This window comes from Streptomyces sp. YIM 98790, assembly GCF_011421595.1.
GTDB lineage: Bacteria > Actinomycetota > Actinomycetes > Streptomycetales > Streptomycetaceae > Streptomyces.
Genome location: NZ_WTLH01000078.1, coordinates 1 through 18,215 on the forward strand (window position 1 = coordinate 1; position 18,215 = coordinate 18,215).

The following is an 18,215-nucleotide window of genomic DNA, read 5'->3' on the forward strand; positions in this document are numbered from 1 at the left end:
TCGTCGTTGGTGGTGCGGGGGGTGGTGGGTGAGGGTTCGGTGGTGTTCGTCTTTCCTGGGCAGGGGTGGCAGTGGCCGGGGATGGGGCGGGGGTTGTTGGGGGTGTCGCCGGTGTTCGCCCGGGTGGTGGGTGAGGTCTCTGCTGAGGTGGAGCGGCAGGCGGGGTGGTCGGTGCTGGATGTACTCACCGGTGTGGGGGGTGCTGCGGGGTGGGGCCGGGTGGAGGTGATCCAGCCGGTGTGTTTCGCGGTGATGGTGGGTCTGGCGCGGATGTGGATGGCCGCTGGGGTCCGGCCTGCTGCGGTGGTGGGGCATTCCCAGGGCGAGATTGCCGCGGCGCATGTGGCCGGGTGTCTGAGTCTGTCTGATGCGGTGCGGGTTGTGGTCTCCCGCTCGGCGGCGTTGCGGGCGATCGCGGGGAGCGGGGGGATGGTGTCGCTGGCTGTGGATGCCGCGCGGGTGGAGGAGGTGCTGCGGCCCTGGCGGGGGCGGCTGGGTGTGGCGGCGGTGAACGGGCCGGCCGCCACGGTGGTCAGCGGCCAGGCGCAGGCCGTTGAGGAGTTGCTGGCGTGGGCGCAGGAGCAGGGGGTGCGGGCGCGGCGGATCGAGGTGGACTACGCCTCGCACGGGCCGCATGTGCAGGCGGTGCAGCGTGAGGTCACCACCGCGCTGGCGGGGTTGTCACCGCAGGCCGGCACGGTGGAGCTGGTCTCCACCGTCACCGCTGCGGTGCAGCCGGGGACGGGGCTTGACGGGCGGTACTGGTACACCAACCTGCGCAGCCCGGTCGCTTTCGATGGCGCGGTTGCCGGGCTGCTGGAGCGCGGAGCGTCGACGTTCATCGAGGTCAGTGCGCATCCGGTGCTCTCTCCGGCGATCGAGGACCGCATCCAGGCCGCCGGGGCCAGGGCACACACCGTGCCGACCCTGGTACGCGACCAGGACACGCCCGAACGGTTCCTGGCCTCCGCAGCCCAGGCATGGACCCACGGCGCCCCCGTCAACTGGCACCACCTCCACCCCCCAACCCCCCACACCACCACNCTCTCCGGCGATCGAGGACCGCATCCAGGCCGCCGGGGCCAGGGCACACACCGTGCCGACCCTGGTACGCGACCAGGACACGCCCGAACGGTTCCTGGCCTCCGCAGCCCAGGCATGGACCCACGGCGCCCCCGTCAACTGGCACCACCTCCACCCCCCAACCCCCCACACCACCACAGTGCCCCTGGACCCGGTGGTCGACGGCCCGGAACCGGCCAGGGAGGACACGGCAACCGAGCGGTTCTGGGAGGCGGTCGAGGAACAGGACGCCGAGGAGCTGGCCACGGCGCTGTCCCTCGCCGGAGACGCCGAGGCCGAGGCGTCGCTGCGGGCGGTGCTCCCCGCGCTGTCCGCCTGGCGCCGCCGCCGGCGGCACCGCACCGCCGTCGCCCGATGGCGCTATGACGTCGTCTGGGAACCGACCGCAGCGCCGCCCGCCTCGTCCCCCGCCTCCACCCCCCTGGCGGGCGAATGGCTGGTGCTGACGCCGAAGGCGCGCGGCCGGCGCCGCACCCCGGCCCGGCAGGCCGCCGACCGGCTGCTGCGCGTGCTCACCGATCTCGGCGCCACCGCACGGAAAATCGTGTGCGACACGCACGGAGATCCCCGGGACAGCCTGCCTGCGCTCCCCTCAGGCAGCCGCCCGGCGGGCATCCTGTCGCTGCTGGCGCTGGACGAGTCCCTGCTGCCCGGTCACCCGGACGTGCCCTCGGGGCTGATGGCCACCGGGCGGCTGGTGCGGGAGGTCCACCGCACCCACCCGGACACCCGGCTGTGGGTGGTGACCACGGGCGCCGTGATGACCGGCAGTCCGGACGGCGAGCCGCTCGCGCGTCCCGTGCAGGCGCTGGTGACCGGGCTGCTGCGCGCCGCGGTACTGGAGTATCCGCACCCCCTGACCCATCTCGACCTGCCGGTCTCCCCGGATGATCCGGCCGTCGCGGCCCGGCTCGCCGAAGCCCTGGCCCAGCCGCCGGCCGAGACCCAGGTGGCCGTCCGGGCCGATGGGGTCCACGTTCCCCGCCTGGCACACGCCCCGGACACCCCGTCCGGACCGGACGGGGCCTGGCAGCCGCCCGCCGGCACCACGCTGATCACCGGCGGCAGCGGGGCCCTGGCCGCCCACACCGCCCGCTGGCTGGCCCGGCGCGGCGCCCCCCACCTGCTGCTGCTCTCCCGCTCCGGCGACCGGGCGCCGAACGCCGGGGCGCTCCGCGCCGAGCTGGAACGGCACGGCGCCCGGGTCACGTTCGCGGCCTGTGACATCGCGGACGCCGAGGGCCTGGCCGACGCCCTGGCCGGCATTCCGGCCGAGCACCCGCTCACCGCCGTGTTCCACACGGCCGGCATCGTGGACGACGGGCTCCTCGACTCCGCGACGCCCGAGCAGCTGACCCGGCTGCTGCGGCCGAAACTGCGGGGCACGCTCAACCTGCACGAGGCCACCAAGGACAGGGAACTGTCGGCCTTCGTGCTCTTCTCCTCCGGGGCCAATCTGCTGCCCAATGCGGGCCAGAGCGGCTACGCGGCGGCCAACGCCTATCTCGACGCGTTCGCCCGCCACCGCCGCGCCGCCGGGCTGCCCGCCACCTCCATCGCCTGGGGCGCCTGGGACGGCGGCGGGCTGGCCAGGACGGAGGACCCGGGGAGCTGGCTGAACCGCAACGGCATCCGGCCCATGGACCCGGAGGCGGCGGTCGCGGTGATGGAGCATCTGCTGGTCCGGGACGAGACCTTCGCCCTGGTGGCGGATGTCGACTGGGCGCGCTTCCTGGAGTCGGAGAGCTCCGGCCGGCCACGCGCGCTGGTCTCCGGGCTTCCCGAGGTGGCCGAGCGCCACTCGGCGGCCCGGCCCGGCGGAGCGGATGGCGGAGCGGACGGCAGTGATCCGCAGGACTCGGAGGAACCGCCGCTGCTGCGGCAGTTGCGGCCCCTGCCCGAGGCTCAGCGGGACGCCGTTCTGCTGGACGCGGTGTGCGCGGAAGCGGCCAGGGTGCTGGGTCATCCGGACACCTCGGCCCTCGACCCTGGCAAGCCGTTCCGCGACCTGGGCTTCGATTCCGTGACCGGTCTGGAACTCCGCAACCGCGTGGCCGCCCTGTCCGGGGTGCGGCTGGCGCCCACCGCGGTGTTCGACTTTCCCACCCCCGAGCGGCTCGTCGAGCGCCTGCTGGAGCAGCTCGGCCCCCTCCTCGGTGACGACGGCGGGGCGGCGGACGGCCGTCCGGCGGATGCCGAGGCGCAGGGCCGCACCGCGACGAACGGCTCCCCGTCGAACGGCGCCGAGGCGGACGGCGCCGCGGCGGACGGCGGAAGCGCGCTGGACGCCATGGGGGTGGAGGAGCTGCTGCGGGTGGCCCGCGGCCAAGGTTCATGATCCGGCTGGTGGAAACGGAGTGGGGACAACGGTGAGCGCTGCGTCGAACAACGAGATCGTCGAGGCTCTGCGGACGTCGCTGAAGGAGAACGAGCGGCTTCAGCAGCAGAACGCCGAGCTGGCCGCCGCCGCCCGCGAGCCGGTCGCGATCATCTCCATGGGCTGCCGCTATCCGGGCGGGGTGCATTCCCCCGAGGACCTGTGGAACCTGGTGGCGTCCGGCGGCGACGCGATCGGCGAACTGCCCCGGGACCGCGGGTGGGACGAGGATCTGTACGACCCCGATCCGGACCGGTCCGGCAAGACCTACGTCCGGGGCGGCGGTTTCCTCGACGACATCGCCGGCTTCGACGCGGAGCTGTTCGGCATCTCGCCGCGCGAGGCGCTCGGCATGGACCCGCAGCAGCGGCTGGTGCTGGAGACCTCCTGGGAGGTGCTGGAGCGGGCCGGGCTCGATCCGCACGCCCTGCGGGGCAGCCGCACCGGCGTCTATGTCGGCGCGTCGAACTCCGGGTACGTGTCCGACCTGGCCCGCCCGGCCGAGCAGGTCGAGGGCTATGCCGTGGTCGGCAACCTGACCAGCGTGGTGTCGGGCCGGGTGGCGTACTCCCTCGGGTGGGAGGGGCCGGCCGTCAGCATCGACACGGCCTGCTCCTCCTCCCTGGTGGCCGTGCATCTCGCCGTCCAGGCCCTGCGCCAGCGGGAGTGTTCGCTCGCCCTGGCCGGCGGCGTCATGCTGATGTCCAGCCCGGCGGCGTTCATCGAGTTCTCACGGCAGCGGGCACTGTCGCCGGACGGGCGGTGCAAGGCGTTCTCCGCCGGGGCCGACGGCTTCGGGGTGGCCGAGGGGGTGGGGCTGCTGCTGCTGGAACGCCTGTCGGACGCCCGGCGCCACGGACACCGGGTGCTGGCGGTGATCCGCGGCTCGGCGGTCAACCAGGACGGCGCCAGCAACGGTCTGACCGCCCCGAACGGGCCCTCCCAGCAGCGGGTGATCCGGCAGGCGCTGGCGAACGCCGGGCTGGAGCCGGGTGAGGTGGACGCGGTGGAGGCGCACGGCACGGGCACCAGGCTGGGCGATCCGATCGAGGCCCAGGCGCTCCAGGAGACCTACGGGTCCGGCCGAGGGCGTCCGCTGTGGCTGGGGTCGGTCAAGTCCAACATCGGCCACACCCAGGCCGCCGCGGGGACCGCCGGTGTGATCAAGACGGTGATGGCGATGCGGCACGGGATGCTGCCCAGGACACTGCACGCCCAGGAGCCGTCACCCCTGGTGGACTGGTCGGCGAGCGCAGTCTCCCTGCTGGCCGAGCCGGTGGAGTGGCGGCCGGATGCCGGGCGGACCCGGCGGGCCGCCGTGTCCTCGTTCGGGATCAGCGGCACCAACGCGCACCTGATCCTGGAGGAGGCACCGCCCGAGGAAGCCCCGCCCGGGCAGAGGCCGGCGGAGCAGGCCCCCACCGGACAGACCGCGGCGGAGCGGGCACCGGCGGGGCAGGTCCCCGCGGAGGAGGGCCCGCCGCCCGCCACGGACGTGACGCCCTGGGTGCTGTCCGGCGGCAGCGCCGAGGGGCTGCGGGCACAGGCACGGCAACTGCACGCCTTCCTGACCGGCACGTCCGCGGCCGGCCCGGGCGAGGTGGCCCGCGGCCTTGCCCGGCGGGCCGCGCTGCCGCACCGGCTGCTGGTCGCCGGCTCCGGCCGGGAGGAACTGCTGGCCGGGCTGGAGGAGTTCCTCGCCGGCGGCGGCCCCGGACCCGGCGCCGCGCCGCCGGACCGTGACACCGTGCACGGCAGCGTGCGCTCCCGGTCCCGGACGGCGTTCCTGCTGTCCGGGCAGGGGGCCCAGCGCGCGGGCATGGGGCGGGAGCTGTACGGGCGTCTCCCGGTCTTCACGGAGGCGCTCGACGCGGTGTGCGCCGAGCTGGACCGGCATCTGGACCGCCCGCTGCGGGAGGTGATGTTCGCCCCCGCCGACGATGACGCCCCGGACGCCCCCGACGCCCCGGACGCCCCCGACGGCGCGGACACCCCGGACGGCAGGGGCAGCGGGGCCGGCAGGGGCAGCGGGGCCGGCGCCGGCCTGCTGGACGAGACCCTGTACACCCAGACCTCGCTCTTCGCCCTGGAGGTCGCGCTCCACGAGCAGTTGCGCGCCTGGGGCGTGACCCCGGACTTCCTGCTGGGGCACTCGATCGGCGAACTGGCCGCCGCCCACCTGTCCGGGGTGCTGAGCCTTCCGGACGCCTGCACCCTGGTGGCGGCACGCGGCCGCCTCATGCAGGCGCTTCCGCCGGGCGGGGCCATGGTGTCGGTGCGGGCCGCGGAGCAGGAGGTGCTGGCGTCCCTCGCCGGCTACGAGGAACTGGCCGGCATCGCCGCGGTCAACGGCCCCGAGGCCACGGTCGTCTCCGGGGATGCCAAGGCGGTGGAGGAACTCGCCGACCACTGGGCGGCGCGCGGCCGCTCGGTGAAGCGGCTGCGGGTCTCGCACGCCTTCCACTCCCCCCACATGGATGCCGTGCTGGACGAGTTCCGGGCGGTCGCCTCCGGCCTCGCGTTCCGCGCGCCGCGCATCCCCGTCGTATCCAATGTGACCGGGCAGCCGCTGACCGCCGGGGAGGCATGCTCGGCGGACTACTGGGCCCGGCACATCCGGCAGCCGGTGCGGTTCCTGGCGGGCATGCGGCACCTGCTCGGGGCCGGTGTGAACACCTTCCTGGAGCTGGGCCCCGCCGGCACCCTGACCGCGGCGGCGGCCGAGTGCCTGGACCAGGCCGGGGGGCCGGAGGCCGACGGGGTGGTCCGGGCGAGCGTGCTGCGCCGGGACCGGCCCGAGGTCCGGTCCGTGCTGGCCGCGGTGGGCCGGGTCTGGTCCCGCGGCGTGGCCGTGGACTGGCACCGGATCACCGGCGACGGTCCGGCGGCCGAGCTGCCGACCTATGCCTTCGACCGCCGCCGGTTCTGGCTCCGGGAGCGCGGCCGGGGCCGGGAGGTGCGGGGCGCCGGGCTGGCGCCGGTGGAGCACGGGCTGCTGGCCGCGGCGGTGGAAGTCGCCGGCGACGGGCCGCTGGTGCTGTCCGGGCAGGTGTCGCCGGCGGCGCAGGAGTGGCTTGCCGATCACCGGATCGCCGGTCAGGTGCTGCTGCCGGGGACCGCCTTCCTGGAGCTGGTGCTGCACGCCGGTGACCAGGCGGGGTGCGGCCATGTGGAGGAGATGGTGGTGCAGGCGCCGCTGGTGGTGCCGGCCGGGGAGCAGCTGCGGATGCAGGTGGTGGTGGAGACCGCGGACGAGGCCGGCCGCCGCCGGGTGGGGGTGTACTCCCGCAGCCGGGACGGTCTGGACGCCTGGGCCCTGCACGCCGAGGCCGTGGTGTCGCCCCCGGACGCGGTCGCGGACCCGGCGGCGGACCCGGCGGCCTTCCAGGGACTCCGGGTGTGGCCCCCCGAGGGTGCGGAGGCGGTCCCGGTGGCGGACTGGTACGAGGAACTGGCCGGCCAGGGATACGCCTACGGGCCGGTGTTCCGCGGGCTGACCAGGGTGTGGCGGCGCGACGGCGAGATCCTCGCCGAGGTGGAGCTGCCGCCGGAGGCGCGGGAGGACGTGGCCGGGTTCGGCATCCATCCGGCGCTGCTGGACATGTGCGGGCACGCCATCTCGGCCGGCGGGTTCTTCTCCGGCGACGGCGTCTGGCTGCCGTTCGCCTGGCGCGGGGTCTCGCTGCTGGCCACCGGTGCGGTGCGGGCCAGGGTGCGGATCACGGCAGCCGGGGAGAACGCGGTGCGGGTGGCGGTGGCCGACGCGGCCGGCCGGCCCGTGGCGCTGATCGGCACCCTGACGCTCCGTCCGGCGCCCGCGGAGCAGCTCACCGCGGCGGCGGGCCGCGGGCCGGCCACGGGCCGGGAGGACGGGCTGTACCGCCTGGACTGGCTGCCGGCCGCCGGCGGCACGGCCCGCGGGCGGGAGCGGCCGGAGCCGCCGGACCGGGTGCCACCGGTGGTGGTGCTGGGCGACGATCCGCTGGAGGTGGCGGAGCAGCTCGCCGCGGCCGGGGCGGAGGCCCGCCGGTGCGCCGGGATCGGCGAACTGGCCGGCCTGGTCTCGGCCGCGGAGGAACCGCCGGTGGTCCTGCTGCCCTGCGGCGGCCGGGCCGGGGGCGGGCCCGAGGCGGCCGGGGCGCAGGCGCATGCCGAGGCCGAGCGGGTGCTGCGGGTCCTGCAGGGATGGGTGGCCGAGGCGGCGCTGGCCGACGCGCGCCTGGTGGTGGTCACCCGGGGCGCGGTCGGTACCGGCGCCGCGGCCGACCCGGCCCGGGAGGTGACCGATCTGGCCGCCGCCCCGGTCTGGGGCATGGTCCGCTCCGCCCAGGCCGAGAATCCCGGCCCGTTCACCCTGCTCGACCTTGACCCCGCCGACCCCGCCGGACCTCTCGACCCCGCCGGCCCCGCCGAGTCCACCGCCACCACCCCCGGCGTCCCGGCGCCGGAGGAGCTGGGCTGGCCGGAGCTGCTGGCGGCCGTGCGCGGCGGCGACGAGCCGCAGTGGGCGGTGCGCGACGGCCGGCTGCTGGTGGGGCGGCTGCTCCCGGCCGATGCCGGGGCGCTGCGGGTGGGCGGTCTGGGTGCCGGGACCGCCTGGCGGCTCGCCCCGCTGGGCGGCGGCGAGCTGGACACGGTCGGCGTGGTGCCCTGCCCGGAGGTGCTGGAGCCGCTGGAGCCGGGCCAGGTGCGGCTGCGGGTGCGCGCCGCCGGGATCAATTTCCACGACGTGGTGGTCGGCCTCGGCATGCTCCCGGCCGCGGACGGTTTCGGCACCGAGGGCGCCGGGGTGGTGCTGGAGACCGGCGAGGGCGTGACCGGGCTCCGGCCCGGGGACCGGGTGATGGGGGTGTTCGACGGGGCCTTCGGGCCGACCGCGGTCGCCGATCACCGGGCCCTGGTGCCGGTGCCCGGGGAGTGGTCCTTCGAACAGGCGGCGGCGGTGCCCACCGTCTTCCTGACCGCCTACTACGCGCTGACGGATCTGGCCGGCCTGCGGCCGGGGCAGCGGGTGCTGGTCCACGCCGCCACCGGCGGGGTGGGGCTGGCCGCGGTGCAGCTCGCCCGCCACTGGGGGGCGGAGGTGTTCGCCACCGCCTCGCCCGCCAAGCAGCACGTCCTGCGCGGGCTGGGCATCCCCGCCGACCGCATCGCCTCCTCCCGCGGCACCGGCTTCGCCGACGCCTTCCTCGCCGCCACCGGCGGCGCGGGCATGGACCTCACCCTGGGCTCGCTGGCCGGTGAGGCGGTGGACGCCACCCTGCGGCTGCTGCCGCGCGGCGGCCACTACCTGGAGATGGGCAAGACCGATGTCCGGGACCCCGAGCGGGTGCGCGAGAGCCACCCGGGGGTGTCCTACCGGGCGTTCGACGCCTCCGCCGCCGGCCCGAGGCGCATCGGGGAGATCCTCACCGAGGTGCTGGAGCTGTTCCGCCACGGGCACCTGAGCCCGCTGCCGCTGACCGTGTGGGACCTGGCGGACGCCCGCGACGCGCTGCGGCACATGAGCCGGGCCCGGCACATCGGCAAGAACGTGCTGCGCGTGCCCGCCCCCGTCGACCCGGACGGCACGGTGCTGATCACGGGCGGCACCGGCACCCTGGGCGGGCTGGTCGCCCGCGATCTGGCGGCCACCGGACAGGCCAGGCACCTGCTGCTGCTCTCCCGCTCCGGGCCGGACGCCCCGGCGGCGGCGGAACTGCGCGCCGACATCGAACGCCACGGCGCCACCTGCACCGTCGCCCGCTGCGACGCCGGTGACCGGGAGGCGCTGGCCGCCGTGATCGACGGCATACCGGCCGACCGCCCGCTGACCGCCGTGATCCACACCGCCGGCATCCTCCGTGACGCCACCCTGGCCGCCCAGACACCGGACGGGCATCTGCACCCGGTGCTCTCGGCCAAGCTCGACGCCGCGCTGCATCTGGATGCCCTGACCGACCGCCACGAGCTGGGCGCCTTCGTGGTCTTCTCCTCCGCCAGCGGTCTCCTCGGCGGTCCGGGCCAGGCCAACTACTGCGCCGCCAACAGCTTCCTGGACGCCCTGGCCGCCCACCGGCGCGGCCGGCACCGGCCCGCCACCGCCCTGGCCTGGGGGCTGTGGGCCGAGGCCAGCGGCATGACCTCGCATCTCTCGGAGCAGCACCTCACCCGGATGAGCCGCCACGGCATCTCCGCCCTGGCCACCCGCGACGCCCTGCGGCTGCTGCGTTCGGCGACGCAGCTCCGCCATCCGGTGCACCTCGCCGCGCACATCGCGCCCTCCGGCCTGCCGGCGGCGCCGGTGTGGAGCCGGCTCGCCGCGCCCGCCCGCCGCGCCGCCGCCACCGACACCCCGCGGCCGGACGACTTCCGGGACCGGCTGGCCGCCCAGCCGCCGGACCAGCGGTTCGGGACGCTGCTGGAGCTGGTCCGCGGCCACACCGCCGCCGTGCTGTCCGCCGCGGCCCCGCAGATCGATCCGGAACGCGGTTTCACCGACCTGGGGCTGGATTCCCTGACCGCCGTGGAACTGCGCAACCGCCTGGCCACGGCCACCGGTCTCCGGCTGTCGCCGACGACCACCTTCGACCACCCGACGCCGCATCAGCTCGCCGCCCACCTGCACCAGCGGCTCGGCCCGGAGCAGGGCGACGGCGGGGAGGCGGGCGGCGCCGCGCCGCTGCTGGCCGGACTCGGCCGGCTGGACGCCCTGCTGGCCTCGGCGGAGCTCGACGGCGCGGGCCGTGCGGAGGTGCGGAGCCGGGTGTACGGGCTGCTGTCCCGGCTGGAGGAGGCGGACGCGCCCTCCCGGGAGGACTCGGTGCTGGACCGGCTGGAGTCGGCGACCACGGACGAGGTGTTCGAGCTGATCGACCGGGAGCTGGGCTAGCGCCGCGTGGGCCCGGACCGGGTGCCCGGGGCATGCTCCGGGTGCCCGGCCCGGCGGGCTGCGCACCGCCCGGACCGTCTTCGGCGCTTCGGCGAAACGCTGGGCACCGGAAAGATCGACTTTTCGGAAGGGAAGAAGGATGGCTGTTTCCCGGGGCAGGGACATTCCGCCCCCTCCATAAGATCAGCTACCCTGTCGGCAGCTTCCATTGGGCGACGCAGCCTCAACCTTCTGGCCGACGGCCCGGCTCCGTGCGCACCAGTCCCCGCCTCACCCGTCCGATCACGAGAAGGGCAAACTGACATTTTCTCACGGAAGGTAAAGAGCTCATGACGTCGTCGGCTGATAAGGCGAGCCCCGCACTCAGCCTGCGCGAGCGCAAGAAGATCAAGACCCGGGCTTCAATTCGCGAGCATGCCATGCGACTGTTCTCGGAGCAGGGCTATCACGATACGACCGTCGGGCAGATCGCCGAAGCGGCAGAAATATCGCAGACGACGTTCTTCAGATATTTCTCCACGAAAGAAGATGTCGTCCTGCACGACGACCTGGCGCCGCTTTTCATCGAGGCGCTGCGTGCCCAGCCGCTGGATCTCAGCTCGATCGCCGCGCTGCGCGCCACCGTGCGGCTGGTCTTCGAGAGCATGGACGACTGGGGTTCCCTGGAGCGGCAGCGGCACGCGCTGATCGTCTCGGTGCCCGAGCTGCGTGCCCGGCTGCTGGAGGACTTCGCCGGCGCGCTGGGCACGATCACCGAGGTGATCGCCGAGCGGATCGGCCGGAAGCGTGACGATCTGTCCGTGCGGGCCCTGGTGGGTGCCGTCATGGGGGTGGCGCTTGCCGCCTATCTGAGCCTGACCGAGGACCCCGGCCGGGACATGCTCTCCCTCACCGACACCGGCCTGGCGCATCTGGAGGCCGGTTTCCGCCTGTAGCGCCGGGCGCGGGGAACACGTCCCGGCGGCGGGGCGCGGCGGCGGAGAGCCGGCCTGCCCGGGGGAACGGCAGGCCGACGTCCTCGGCCGGTTCCGGCCGGCTGCGGGGGCGCAACCGGGGGACAGCCCTCGGCGGAGGGCTGTCCCGGGTCGGAGCCTGTTCGCGGGAATCCCGGTTCGCGGGATGCCCTTCAGAGGGTGGGGGCTGAGGCCCGAAGGCTTCCCAGGTAGGGATGCCAGAGGTGATCCGGGTCCCGTTCCACGGTGCTGACGAACTCCCGCATCTCGCGCAGCACCGCCGGGTCCTCGTCCCACATGTCGCCCTGCAGGAGCTTCAGCACGTCGAGCCGGTACCGCGGGTCCTGCACGAACGCGGCGAAGAGGATGTTGAGCCGGTAGTAGATGGAGATGAAGTCGTACCAGTTCCGGGCGCCGCGGCGCTGGGCCTGCTCGTAGGCGCGGAACCGTTCCCGGGAGAAGTCGTCCGCCTCGCAGGCGGCGATGATGTCGCGGGAGGCCAGGCGCGCGGTGTTGAGCGCGATGCTCACCCCGCTGGAGAAGATGGGGTCGACGAACCGGGCCGCGTCACCGATCATCACGAAGCGGTCGCCGCAGATCTGCCGCATGGAGTAGCTGTAGTCGCCCTCGGGCTTGAAGGGGCGCACCCGGGTGCACTTGCGGAGTTCCTCGTACAGGTCGGGGCGGGTCCGCACGAACTCCCAGAAGAACTTCTCGCGGTCGGCGTTCGCCTCCCGGAAGCGGTGCTTCTGCGTCACCACACCGATGCTGGTGACGGTGTCGTCGATCGGGATCTGCCACACCCAGGTGTCGTTGATCGGCAGGAAGTGGATGTAGATGTGGTCCACGTCCTCCGGGTTGGTGGCCAGGGCCTTGCGGTCCAGGCCCTCGAACCAGGTGTGCACCGCGTACTGGTCGAAGACCGGGTCCGGGTCCTTCACCCTGAGCTGCCGGCCGAGAAGGGTCTGCCGGCCGGAGGCGTCCACCAGCATGCGCCCGGAAATGGTGACCTCCCGGGGTCCCATCCGGCAGTTCAGGCTCACCCGGTCCTCACGGCCGAAGTCGGCCCCGGACACCCGGACGCCCTGGAAAATCCTGGCGCCCAGGCTTTCCGCGTGCTTCAGCAGGACCAGGTCGAACTTCCCGCGGTCGACGTGGAAGGTGTACTCGCGGTCGACGCCGGGCTGTTCCCGCTCCCCGAACTTGACCTGGGCGGTCCAGTCGTAGGACATCCCGGTGAAGCCGTTGCGGGGAATTTCCCGTTCCTCGGCCGTCGTCCAGGCGGCGCCGTACTTCCGGGGGAAACCGGCCTTTTCGACTTCGGCCATGGCGCCGGTTTCCAGCAGCACCGGTGTGGTGGCCGGCACCAGGGACTCCCCGACATGCGGCCGGGGGAAGATCTCGCTCTCGAAGAGGGCCACCGACAGGCCCGCCTTGGCGAGGTAGGCGGCAGCCGTCGATCCTGCGGGCCCGCCACCGACGATCAGGACATCGAAATCCGTTGTCATCAACCCTGTTCCCATTCCTCGCTACGAGGTGGCCGCATCCGCCGTTTCACAGACCAAGGCGGTAATGGACTGAATGTCCCGGAAATTTGCCGCGTTGATCTCACGAGGCGGCACCACGACACCGAGTTCATCCCGGATGAAGCCGATCAGCAGGACAGTGTTCAGGGAGTCGAGGATACCCAGCTCGATGAGCGGCGTCGAAGCGGTGAGTTCCTCACCCCCCTGCTCCATGTATTTCTCTCTGACGAAGGCCGTAATTCGCTTCGCGACCTCCTCGCTGGACATCTGCTCCTCCCACCGTGTTCAGACCACTGAAGGGGCCACTTTAATTGGCGTTGCCGCCACCATATTCCGGGAGATCGCGCCGAGTCAGCCCCTACTCCGCGGAGGATCTCCCCTAACCTCCGCACACCGGGAGGCTAGGGGGGAACCAGGGGTGAAGACCGGGGCGCCCCTCGCGCGGTTTCACGCAGCTTTCACCGGAGTGACCCAGCGGGTTCCGCGGCGCCTTGCGGCGGCGGGCGGGCGGAGGCTTCGAGCGCCCTCGAATAGCGGCACCGCCATCACATTTCTTCACATTCGGAAACGCCAGTTCCAGTTGGAGGGCCGGGCCGGCCCGCCCGGCGTTCGAACGGGGTTCCATTAGTGACTGCCAAATGCTACCGTCACCCACTAACGCGGGCAGCCGAGATGCCTGCACGGGGATTTCACTCATTGCAAGCGGGACACTACAGCGCGCGACCACACCGGGGGGTCCCGCGTCGGATCGCCGACCAGGAGCAGGCGGGACGGGCGAAGACCTCGCCGCAGGCCCGCTGACGGCGACTCATGACCACCACTCACCAGCAGTGATGCATGGCTACGGCAATCACGTATCCAAATGATCGTCGCAAAGTATCCGAAGAGGTCTGACAGATCACTTGTGGAGAAGACGAAACTTATGGGACAGGCGGAGTTCACCACAGGGCTCGCGGAACGCGACGCCGCCTTCGAGCAGCTCGACCAAGCGCTCGCACTGAGTACCCAGGGACAGTGCTCGGTCGCCGTGGTCAGCGGTCCACTGGCCAGCGGAAAGACCGCACTTTTACACGCCTTCTCCGAGTACGCCGCGGAGTCCGGCGCCACCGTGCTCAGCGCCAGTGCGTCGCGCGCCGAGCAGTCGTTCCCGCTCGGGGTTCTGGAGCAGCTCTTCCAGAACTGCGAGGCATGCGCACCCCACATCCGTCGCGCCATTAAGTTCTGGATGGACGGAAATCACTGCCCCATGGCGGCGGAAGAGGAATTCCGGAACGGACAGCAATTGACGCTCAAGCTGGCCCGTACCACCTACGACGCGCTGCTGGGCCTTGCGGCCCGGACCCCCGTGGTCCTCGTCATCGACGACGCCCAGTACACGGACACCGCGTCACTGCAGTGCGTTCTCCACTTCATCCGGCGGCTGAAGTCGGCCCGCGTCCTGGTGGTCCTGAGCGAGGGCGACCATCTCGCCCAGCTGCCCCGGAGATTCCGCGCCGAGATCCTCCGGCACCCCAGCTGCACCGAGATCCCGGTGGAGCTGCTGTCCCAGGACGGAGTGGCATCCGTCCTCGCGTCCGCACTCTCCCCCGCCGCGGCGCAGCGGCTGTCGCCCGTCTTCCACCAGCTCAGCGGCGGCAATCCGATGCTGCTCCGGGGGCTGGTCGAGGACTCGCAGGGCCGGCCGACCGGCGCCCCGGACCGGCCGCAGACCGACGCCGCGTACCGGCGCGCCGTCCTGGACCTGCTCTGCCGCGGCTCGCACCCTCCCCTGGAGGAACTGGCCCGCGCCGTCGCGATCCTCCATCACTCCGCGACCGTCCCGCTGCTCGGCAGGCTCACCGGCATGGACGACGAGTCCACCGGCCAGGGCATCGCCGCGCTGCACTCCACCGGCCTGCTGGAGCACAACCGTTTCCGCCACCAGGCCGCACGCTCCGCCGTGCTCAACAGCATGGGCAGCGCGGAGCGCCGCAAGCTGCACTCCCAGGCGGCCCATCTGCTGAACGAGTCGGGCGCCGCGGCCACCGTGGTCGCCCCGCACATCCTGGTGTCCGAGGAGCAGCAGCCGTGGAGCGTGGCCACCCTGCGCACCGCCGCGGAGCAGGCGCTGGCCGAGGGCCGGTGGAAGACCGCGGTCCGCTATCTGCGCAGGGCCCACGAGGCGTGCATCGACGACCAGCAGCGCGCGGTCCTCGCCTCCCTGCTGATGGGCACCGAGTGGCGCAGCGACCCGGCCGGCGCGGCCCGGCGCTACCTTCCGCAGTTGGTGTCGGCCGTGCGGGAGGGCCTGCTCACCGGGGAGCACGCCGTGCAGACCTGCCGCCACCTGCTATGGAGCGGGCGGGCCGACGAAGCCGCCGAGACCCTGCGCATCCTGCGGCGGGACGGCGCCGCGGCGGCCGGCCAGGGCGGTGGGGCACCCCCTCTCGACGGTATCCGGCTGTGGCTGCTCTACCTCTTCCCCGGTCTGTCCGCGCACTCCCCGGACGCCCTGCCGCTGCCGTCGACGAACCTGCCGCACGCGTCCGTGTGGACCCCGCAGCACCAGGCGGTGAGCGCACTCGACGCCATGCTGCGGAACGGTCCCGCGGAGGAGGTGGTCAGCAAGGCCGAACAGATCCTGCTCGGCACCCGGCTGGACGACAAGACACTGCTCTCGCTCAACGTGGCGCTGAGCGCCCTGATCTACGGGGAGAGCCTGGACAAGGCCGCGGCCTGGTGCGCATCCCTGCTCAGGGACGCGCCGCCGGAGCAGACACCGATGTGGCACGCCCTGTTCCGGGTGATCCAGGCCACCATCCACTACCGCCGGGGCGAGCTGGCGGAGGCCGAGCGGCTCGCCCAGACCGCGCTGAGCCTGGTCTCCCCGGAGGGCTGGGGGGTCGGCATCGGCATACCGCTGTCCCTGCTGATCCTCACCGCGACCGCGATGGGCAGGTACGAGAAGGCCGCCACCTACCTGACCGTGGTCGTCCCGGAGACGATCGGCCAGACCCTGTTCGGGGCGCTGTACGTCTACGCGCGCGGACACTACCACCTGGCGACCAGCCAGAACGAGGCCGCACTGCGCGACTTCCACGCCGTCGGCGGGCTCGTCACCGCGTGGCGGTTCGACAACCCGGCCATCCTTCCCTGGCGCAGCCTGGCCGCCCACGCCAGCCTGTGCGTCGGCGAGCCCGAGCGGGCCAGGGCGCTGGTGCAGGAACAGATGGCGCTGCTCCGCCCCGGCCAGCACCGGGCCTGGGGCCTGTCCTACCGCTCGCGGGCGGCGACCGAGCCGGGCGAGACGGCGATACCCCTGCTGCAGAAGGCGGCCGAGCTGTTCGAGCACCTGGGCGACCGGCTGGAACTGGCGCACACGCTGGCCGATCTGAGCCGGGCCCACCACATGCTCGGGGAGCGCCACAGCGCCAGGGCCACCGCGGCCCGGGCGCTGGACCTGGCCAAGCGGTGCGGTGCGGACCCGCTCAAGGCGATCCTCATCCCGATGACCAACGGGCACGAGGGCATCCCGGTCTTCGCCCCGTTCTCCGCCGAGCCCGGGGCGGTCTCCGCCCTGAGCAGGGCGGAGAAGCGGGTGGCCGTCCTGGCCGCCGAGGGGCACAGCAACCGGCAGATCGCCAGCACCCTGCACATCACCGTCAGCACCGTGGAACAGCATCTGACCCGCATCTACCGCAAGCTGTCGATCAAGCGGCGTGCGGACATCGGCTCCCGGCTGCAACCCACCGCCTCCCTCCTCGACTGAACGCCGCCGCCCCACGGCCGCGGAAGTCCACCATCAATTGTGTGCGACTACCAAAAGAATGTCTGCACCCAACATGGCCCCGGTGCGGGGACGTGTCAACAGGCCCACCGCACATCTCGGCCACCCCGGGCCGGGCAGCCGGCCGCACCCGGCCGCCCGGCCCGGAGGACCGGGCAGTCGCACGACGCGCACGACGAAGCGGCCCCTGACCGTTTTCACTGGTCAGGGGCCGCTGATCCGCAGTGTGGCGGCGCCAGGATTCGAACCTGGGAAGGCTGAGCCGGCAGATTTACAGTCTGCTCCCTTTGGCCACTCGGGCANTTACAGTCTGCTCCCTTTGGCCACTCGGGCACACCGCCTGGGATGGTACCGGGCGATCACCCGGCGACGGGGTAAACCATACCTGATACCGGGGGGTGCTCCGCCACTCGATTCCCGCACGGTGCGGAGTGCCGGGGGACGGCCGGCGGGGCGCGATCGCGGACTAGGCTTGCAGGCTGAATCCATCCCGCAGAAGTACGCCGGACACGCACGAGGAGCCCGCCATGGCCGACTCCAGTTTCGACATCGTCTCGAAGGTCGACCGCCAGGAGGTCGACAACGCCCTCAACCAGGCGGCCCGGGAGATCTCGCAGCGCTACGACTTCAAGGGCGTCGACGCGTCGATCGCCTGGTCGGGCGAGCGGATCGAGATCCGCGCCAACGCCGAGGAGCGGGCCAAGGCGGTGCTGGACGTCTTCCAGTCCAAGCTGGTCAAGCGCGGTATCTCGCTCAAGGCCCTGGACTCCGGAGAGCCGCAGGCCTCCGGCAAGGACTACAAGATCTTCTCCACCCTGAAGGAGGGGATCTCCCAGGAGAACGCCAAGAAGATCTCCAAGCTGATCCGCGACGAGGGCCCCAAGGGCGTCAAGGCACAGGTGCAGGGCGACGAGCTGCGGGTCAGCTCCAAGAGCCGGGACGCCCTGCAGGAGGTCCAGCGCCTGATCAAGGCCCAGGACTACGACTTCGCCGTCCAGTTCGTCAACTACCGCTGAGACAGGCCGTACCTGCGCCTGGGCGACGTCGAGCAGGTGGCGGTTCCGGTGGCCCGTCGTGGGCGGCGGTTATCTGGCCCTGATCCGGTGGGGCCGGAAACAGCACCTCCTGTGGGCGGTCCGGTCCGGCTTCCCGGCGGTGTCGTGGGCGATCACCTGTTCAAGGACGCAGTGCACTCCGGTCACGGTGGGTTCCTCGTCAGCCTCTTCCGCAGGCGGGGACGCGAGTACCGCATGTACGGGCTCCCACCGGCCGGAGTCCACCGGTCGCGCTCGCTCCGGCGGCTCTGCCGCGATCACCGGGCCGGGACGCACCGCTTCGCGGGGGCGGTCCGTCCAGGGCTACGCCGGAATCCGGTGATCTCGGGAGGCGCCATGACGGATGGCCGGCAGTGGGAGGACGAGGAGCTGCAGGTTTTCGCCCGGCCGTCGGAGAGCGGGTGTCTGTCGCGGGACACCTACCCGTACGGGGAGGGGTTCGAGTTGCCGCTGCCCTCGGGGCCCGTCCGGATCGCGGGCGGGAGCCTGCCGGTCGCTCCCCCGCATGCGCAGCGGGATGCCTGGCCGAGCCACCGTCTGCACTGACCGCGGCACCGGCGGGCGGCGGTTCCCGTCCGGTACCG

At 73.0% G+C, this 18,215-nt stretch carries 8 protein-coding genes, 1 tRNA gene and 2 pseudogenes; 7 read left to right on the forward strand and 4 right to left on the reverse strand.

What is annotated here, in order from left to right; translation table 11 throughout:
* Positions 1 to 188, reverse strand: a 188-nt coding sequence (locus tag GQS09_RS14870) for a hypothetical protein (protein WP_207957849.1), incomplete at its 3' end; no start/stop codon positions are given.
* On the opposite strand from GQS09_RS14870, the pseudogene GQS09_RS30985 reads away from it, so the two are divergent.
* The 4 genes and pseudogenes from GQS09_RS30985 to GQS09_RS14900 form a co-directional block, all read left to right on the forward strand.
* Positions 103 to 936, forward strand: a pseudogene (locus tag GQS09_RS30985) (acyltransferase domain-containing protein); the annotation flags it as partial. The gene GQS09_RS14870 and the pseudogene GQS09_RS30985 overlap by 86 nt on opposite strands.
* Before the next feature lie 160 nt (positions 937 to 1,096).
* A complete protein-coding gene (locus GQS09_RS14875) occupies positions 1,097 to 3,421 on the forward strand; it encodes an SDR family NAD(P)-dependent oxidoreductase (protein ID WP_313896145.1) in 2,325 nt (774 codons plus the stop codon).
* 58 nt (positions 3,422 to 3,479) lie between these two features.
* Positions 3,480 to 10,331 (forward strand): annotated as a pseudogene (locus GQS09_RS29520) (SDR family NAD(P)-dependent oxidoreductase); the annotation flags it as partial.
* 329 nt (positions 10,332 to 10,660) lie between these two features.
* The gene (locus GQS09_RS14900) at positions 10,661 to 11,266 is read left to right on the forward strand and encodes a TetR family transcriptional regulator (RefSeq protein WP_165986547.1); all 606 of its coding nucleotides are present in this window, start codon (positions 10,661 to 10,663) and stop codon (positions 11,264 to 11,266) included.
* A 191-nt stretch (positions 11,267 to 11,457) separates the two neighbouring features.
* Here GQS09_RS14900 and GQS09_RS14905 read toward each other — a convergent pair whose 3' ends face one another.
* The gene (locus GQS09_RS14905) at positions 11,458 to 12,792 is read right to left on the reverse strand and encodes an NAD(P)/FAD-dependent oxidoreductase (protein WP_165986548.1); all 1,335 of its coding nucleotides are present in this window, start codon (positions 12,790 to 12,792) and stop codon (positions 11,458 to 11,460) included.
* A gap of 21 nt (positions 12,793 to 12,813) precedes the next feature.
* Positions 12,814 to 13,077 carry an acyl carrier protein gene (locus tag GQS09_RS14910; protein ID WP_165986549.1) on the reverse strand — a complete coding sequence of 88 codons (264 nt, stop codon included), beginning with the start codon at positions 13,075 to 13,077 and terminating at the stop codon, positions 12,814 to 12,816.
* Positions 13,078 to 13,732: 655 nt separating this feature from the next.
* On the opposite strand from GQS09_RS14910, the gene GQS09_RS14915 reads away from it, so the two are divergent.
* Complete coding sequence (locus GQS09_RS14915) at positions 13,733 to 16,558, forward strand: LuxR family transcriptional regulator (protein WP_165986550.1); 2,826 nt, start codon at positions 13,733 to 13,735, stop codon at positions 16,556 to 16,558.
* A 245-nt stretch (positions 16,559 to 16,803) separates the two neighbouring features.
* On the opposite strand, the gene GQS09_RS14920 is transcribed toward GQS09_RS14915, so the two are convergent.
* Positions 16,804 to 16,917: transfer RNA gene (locus tag GQS09_RS14920), tRNA-Tyr, on the reverse strand.
* Positions 16,918 to 17,103: 186 nt separating this feature from the next.
* On the opposite strand from GQS09_RS14920, the gene GQS09_RS14925 reads away from it, so the two are divergent.
* Positions 17,104 to 17,592, forward strand: a complete 489-nt coding sequence (locus GQS09_RS14925) for a YajQ family cyclic di-GMP-binding protein (protein ID WP_165986551.1) — start codon at positions 17,104 to 17,106, stop codon at positions 17,590 to 17,592.
* 375 nt (positions 17,593 to 17,967) lie between these two features.
* A complete protein-coding gene (locus GQS09_RS14930) occupies positions 17,968 to 18,177 on the forward strand; it encodes a hypothetical protein (protein ID WP_165986552.1) in 210 nt (69 codons plus the stop codon).
* Positions 18,178 to 18,215 lie beyond the last annotated feature (38 nt).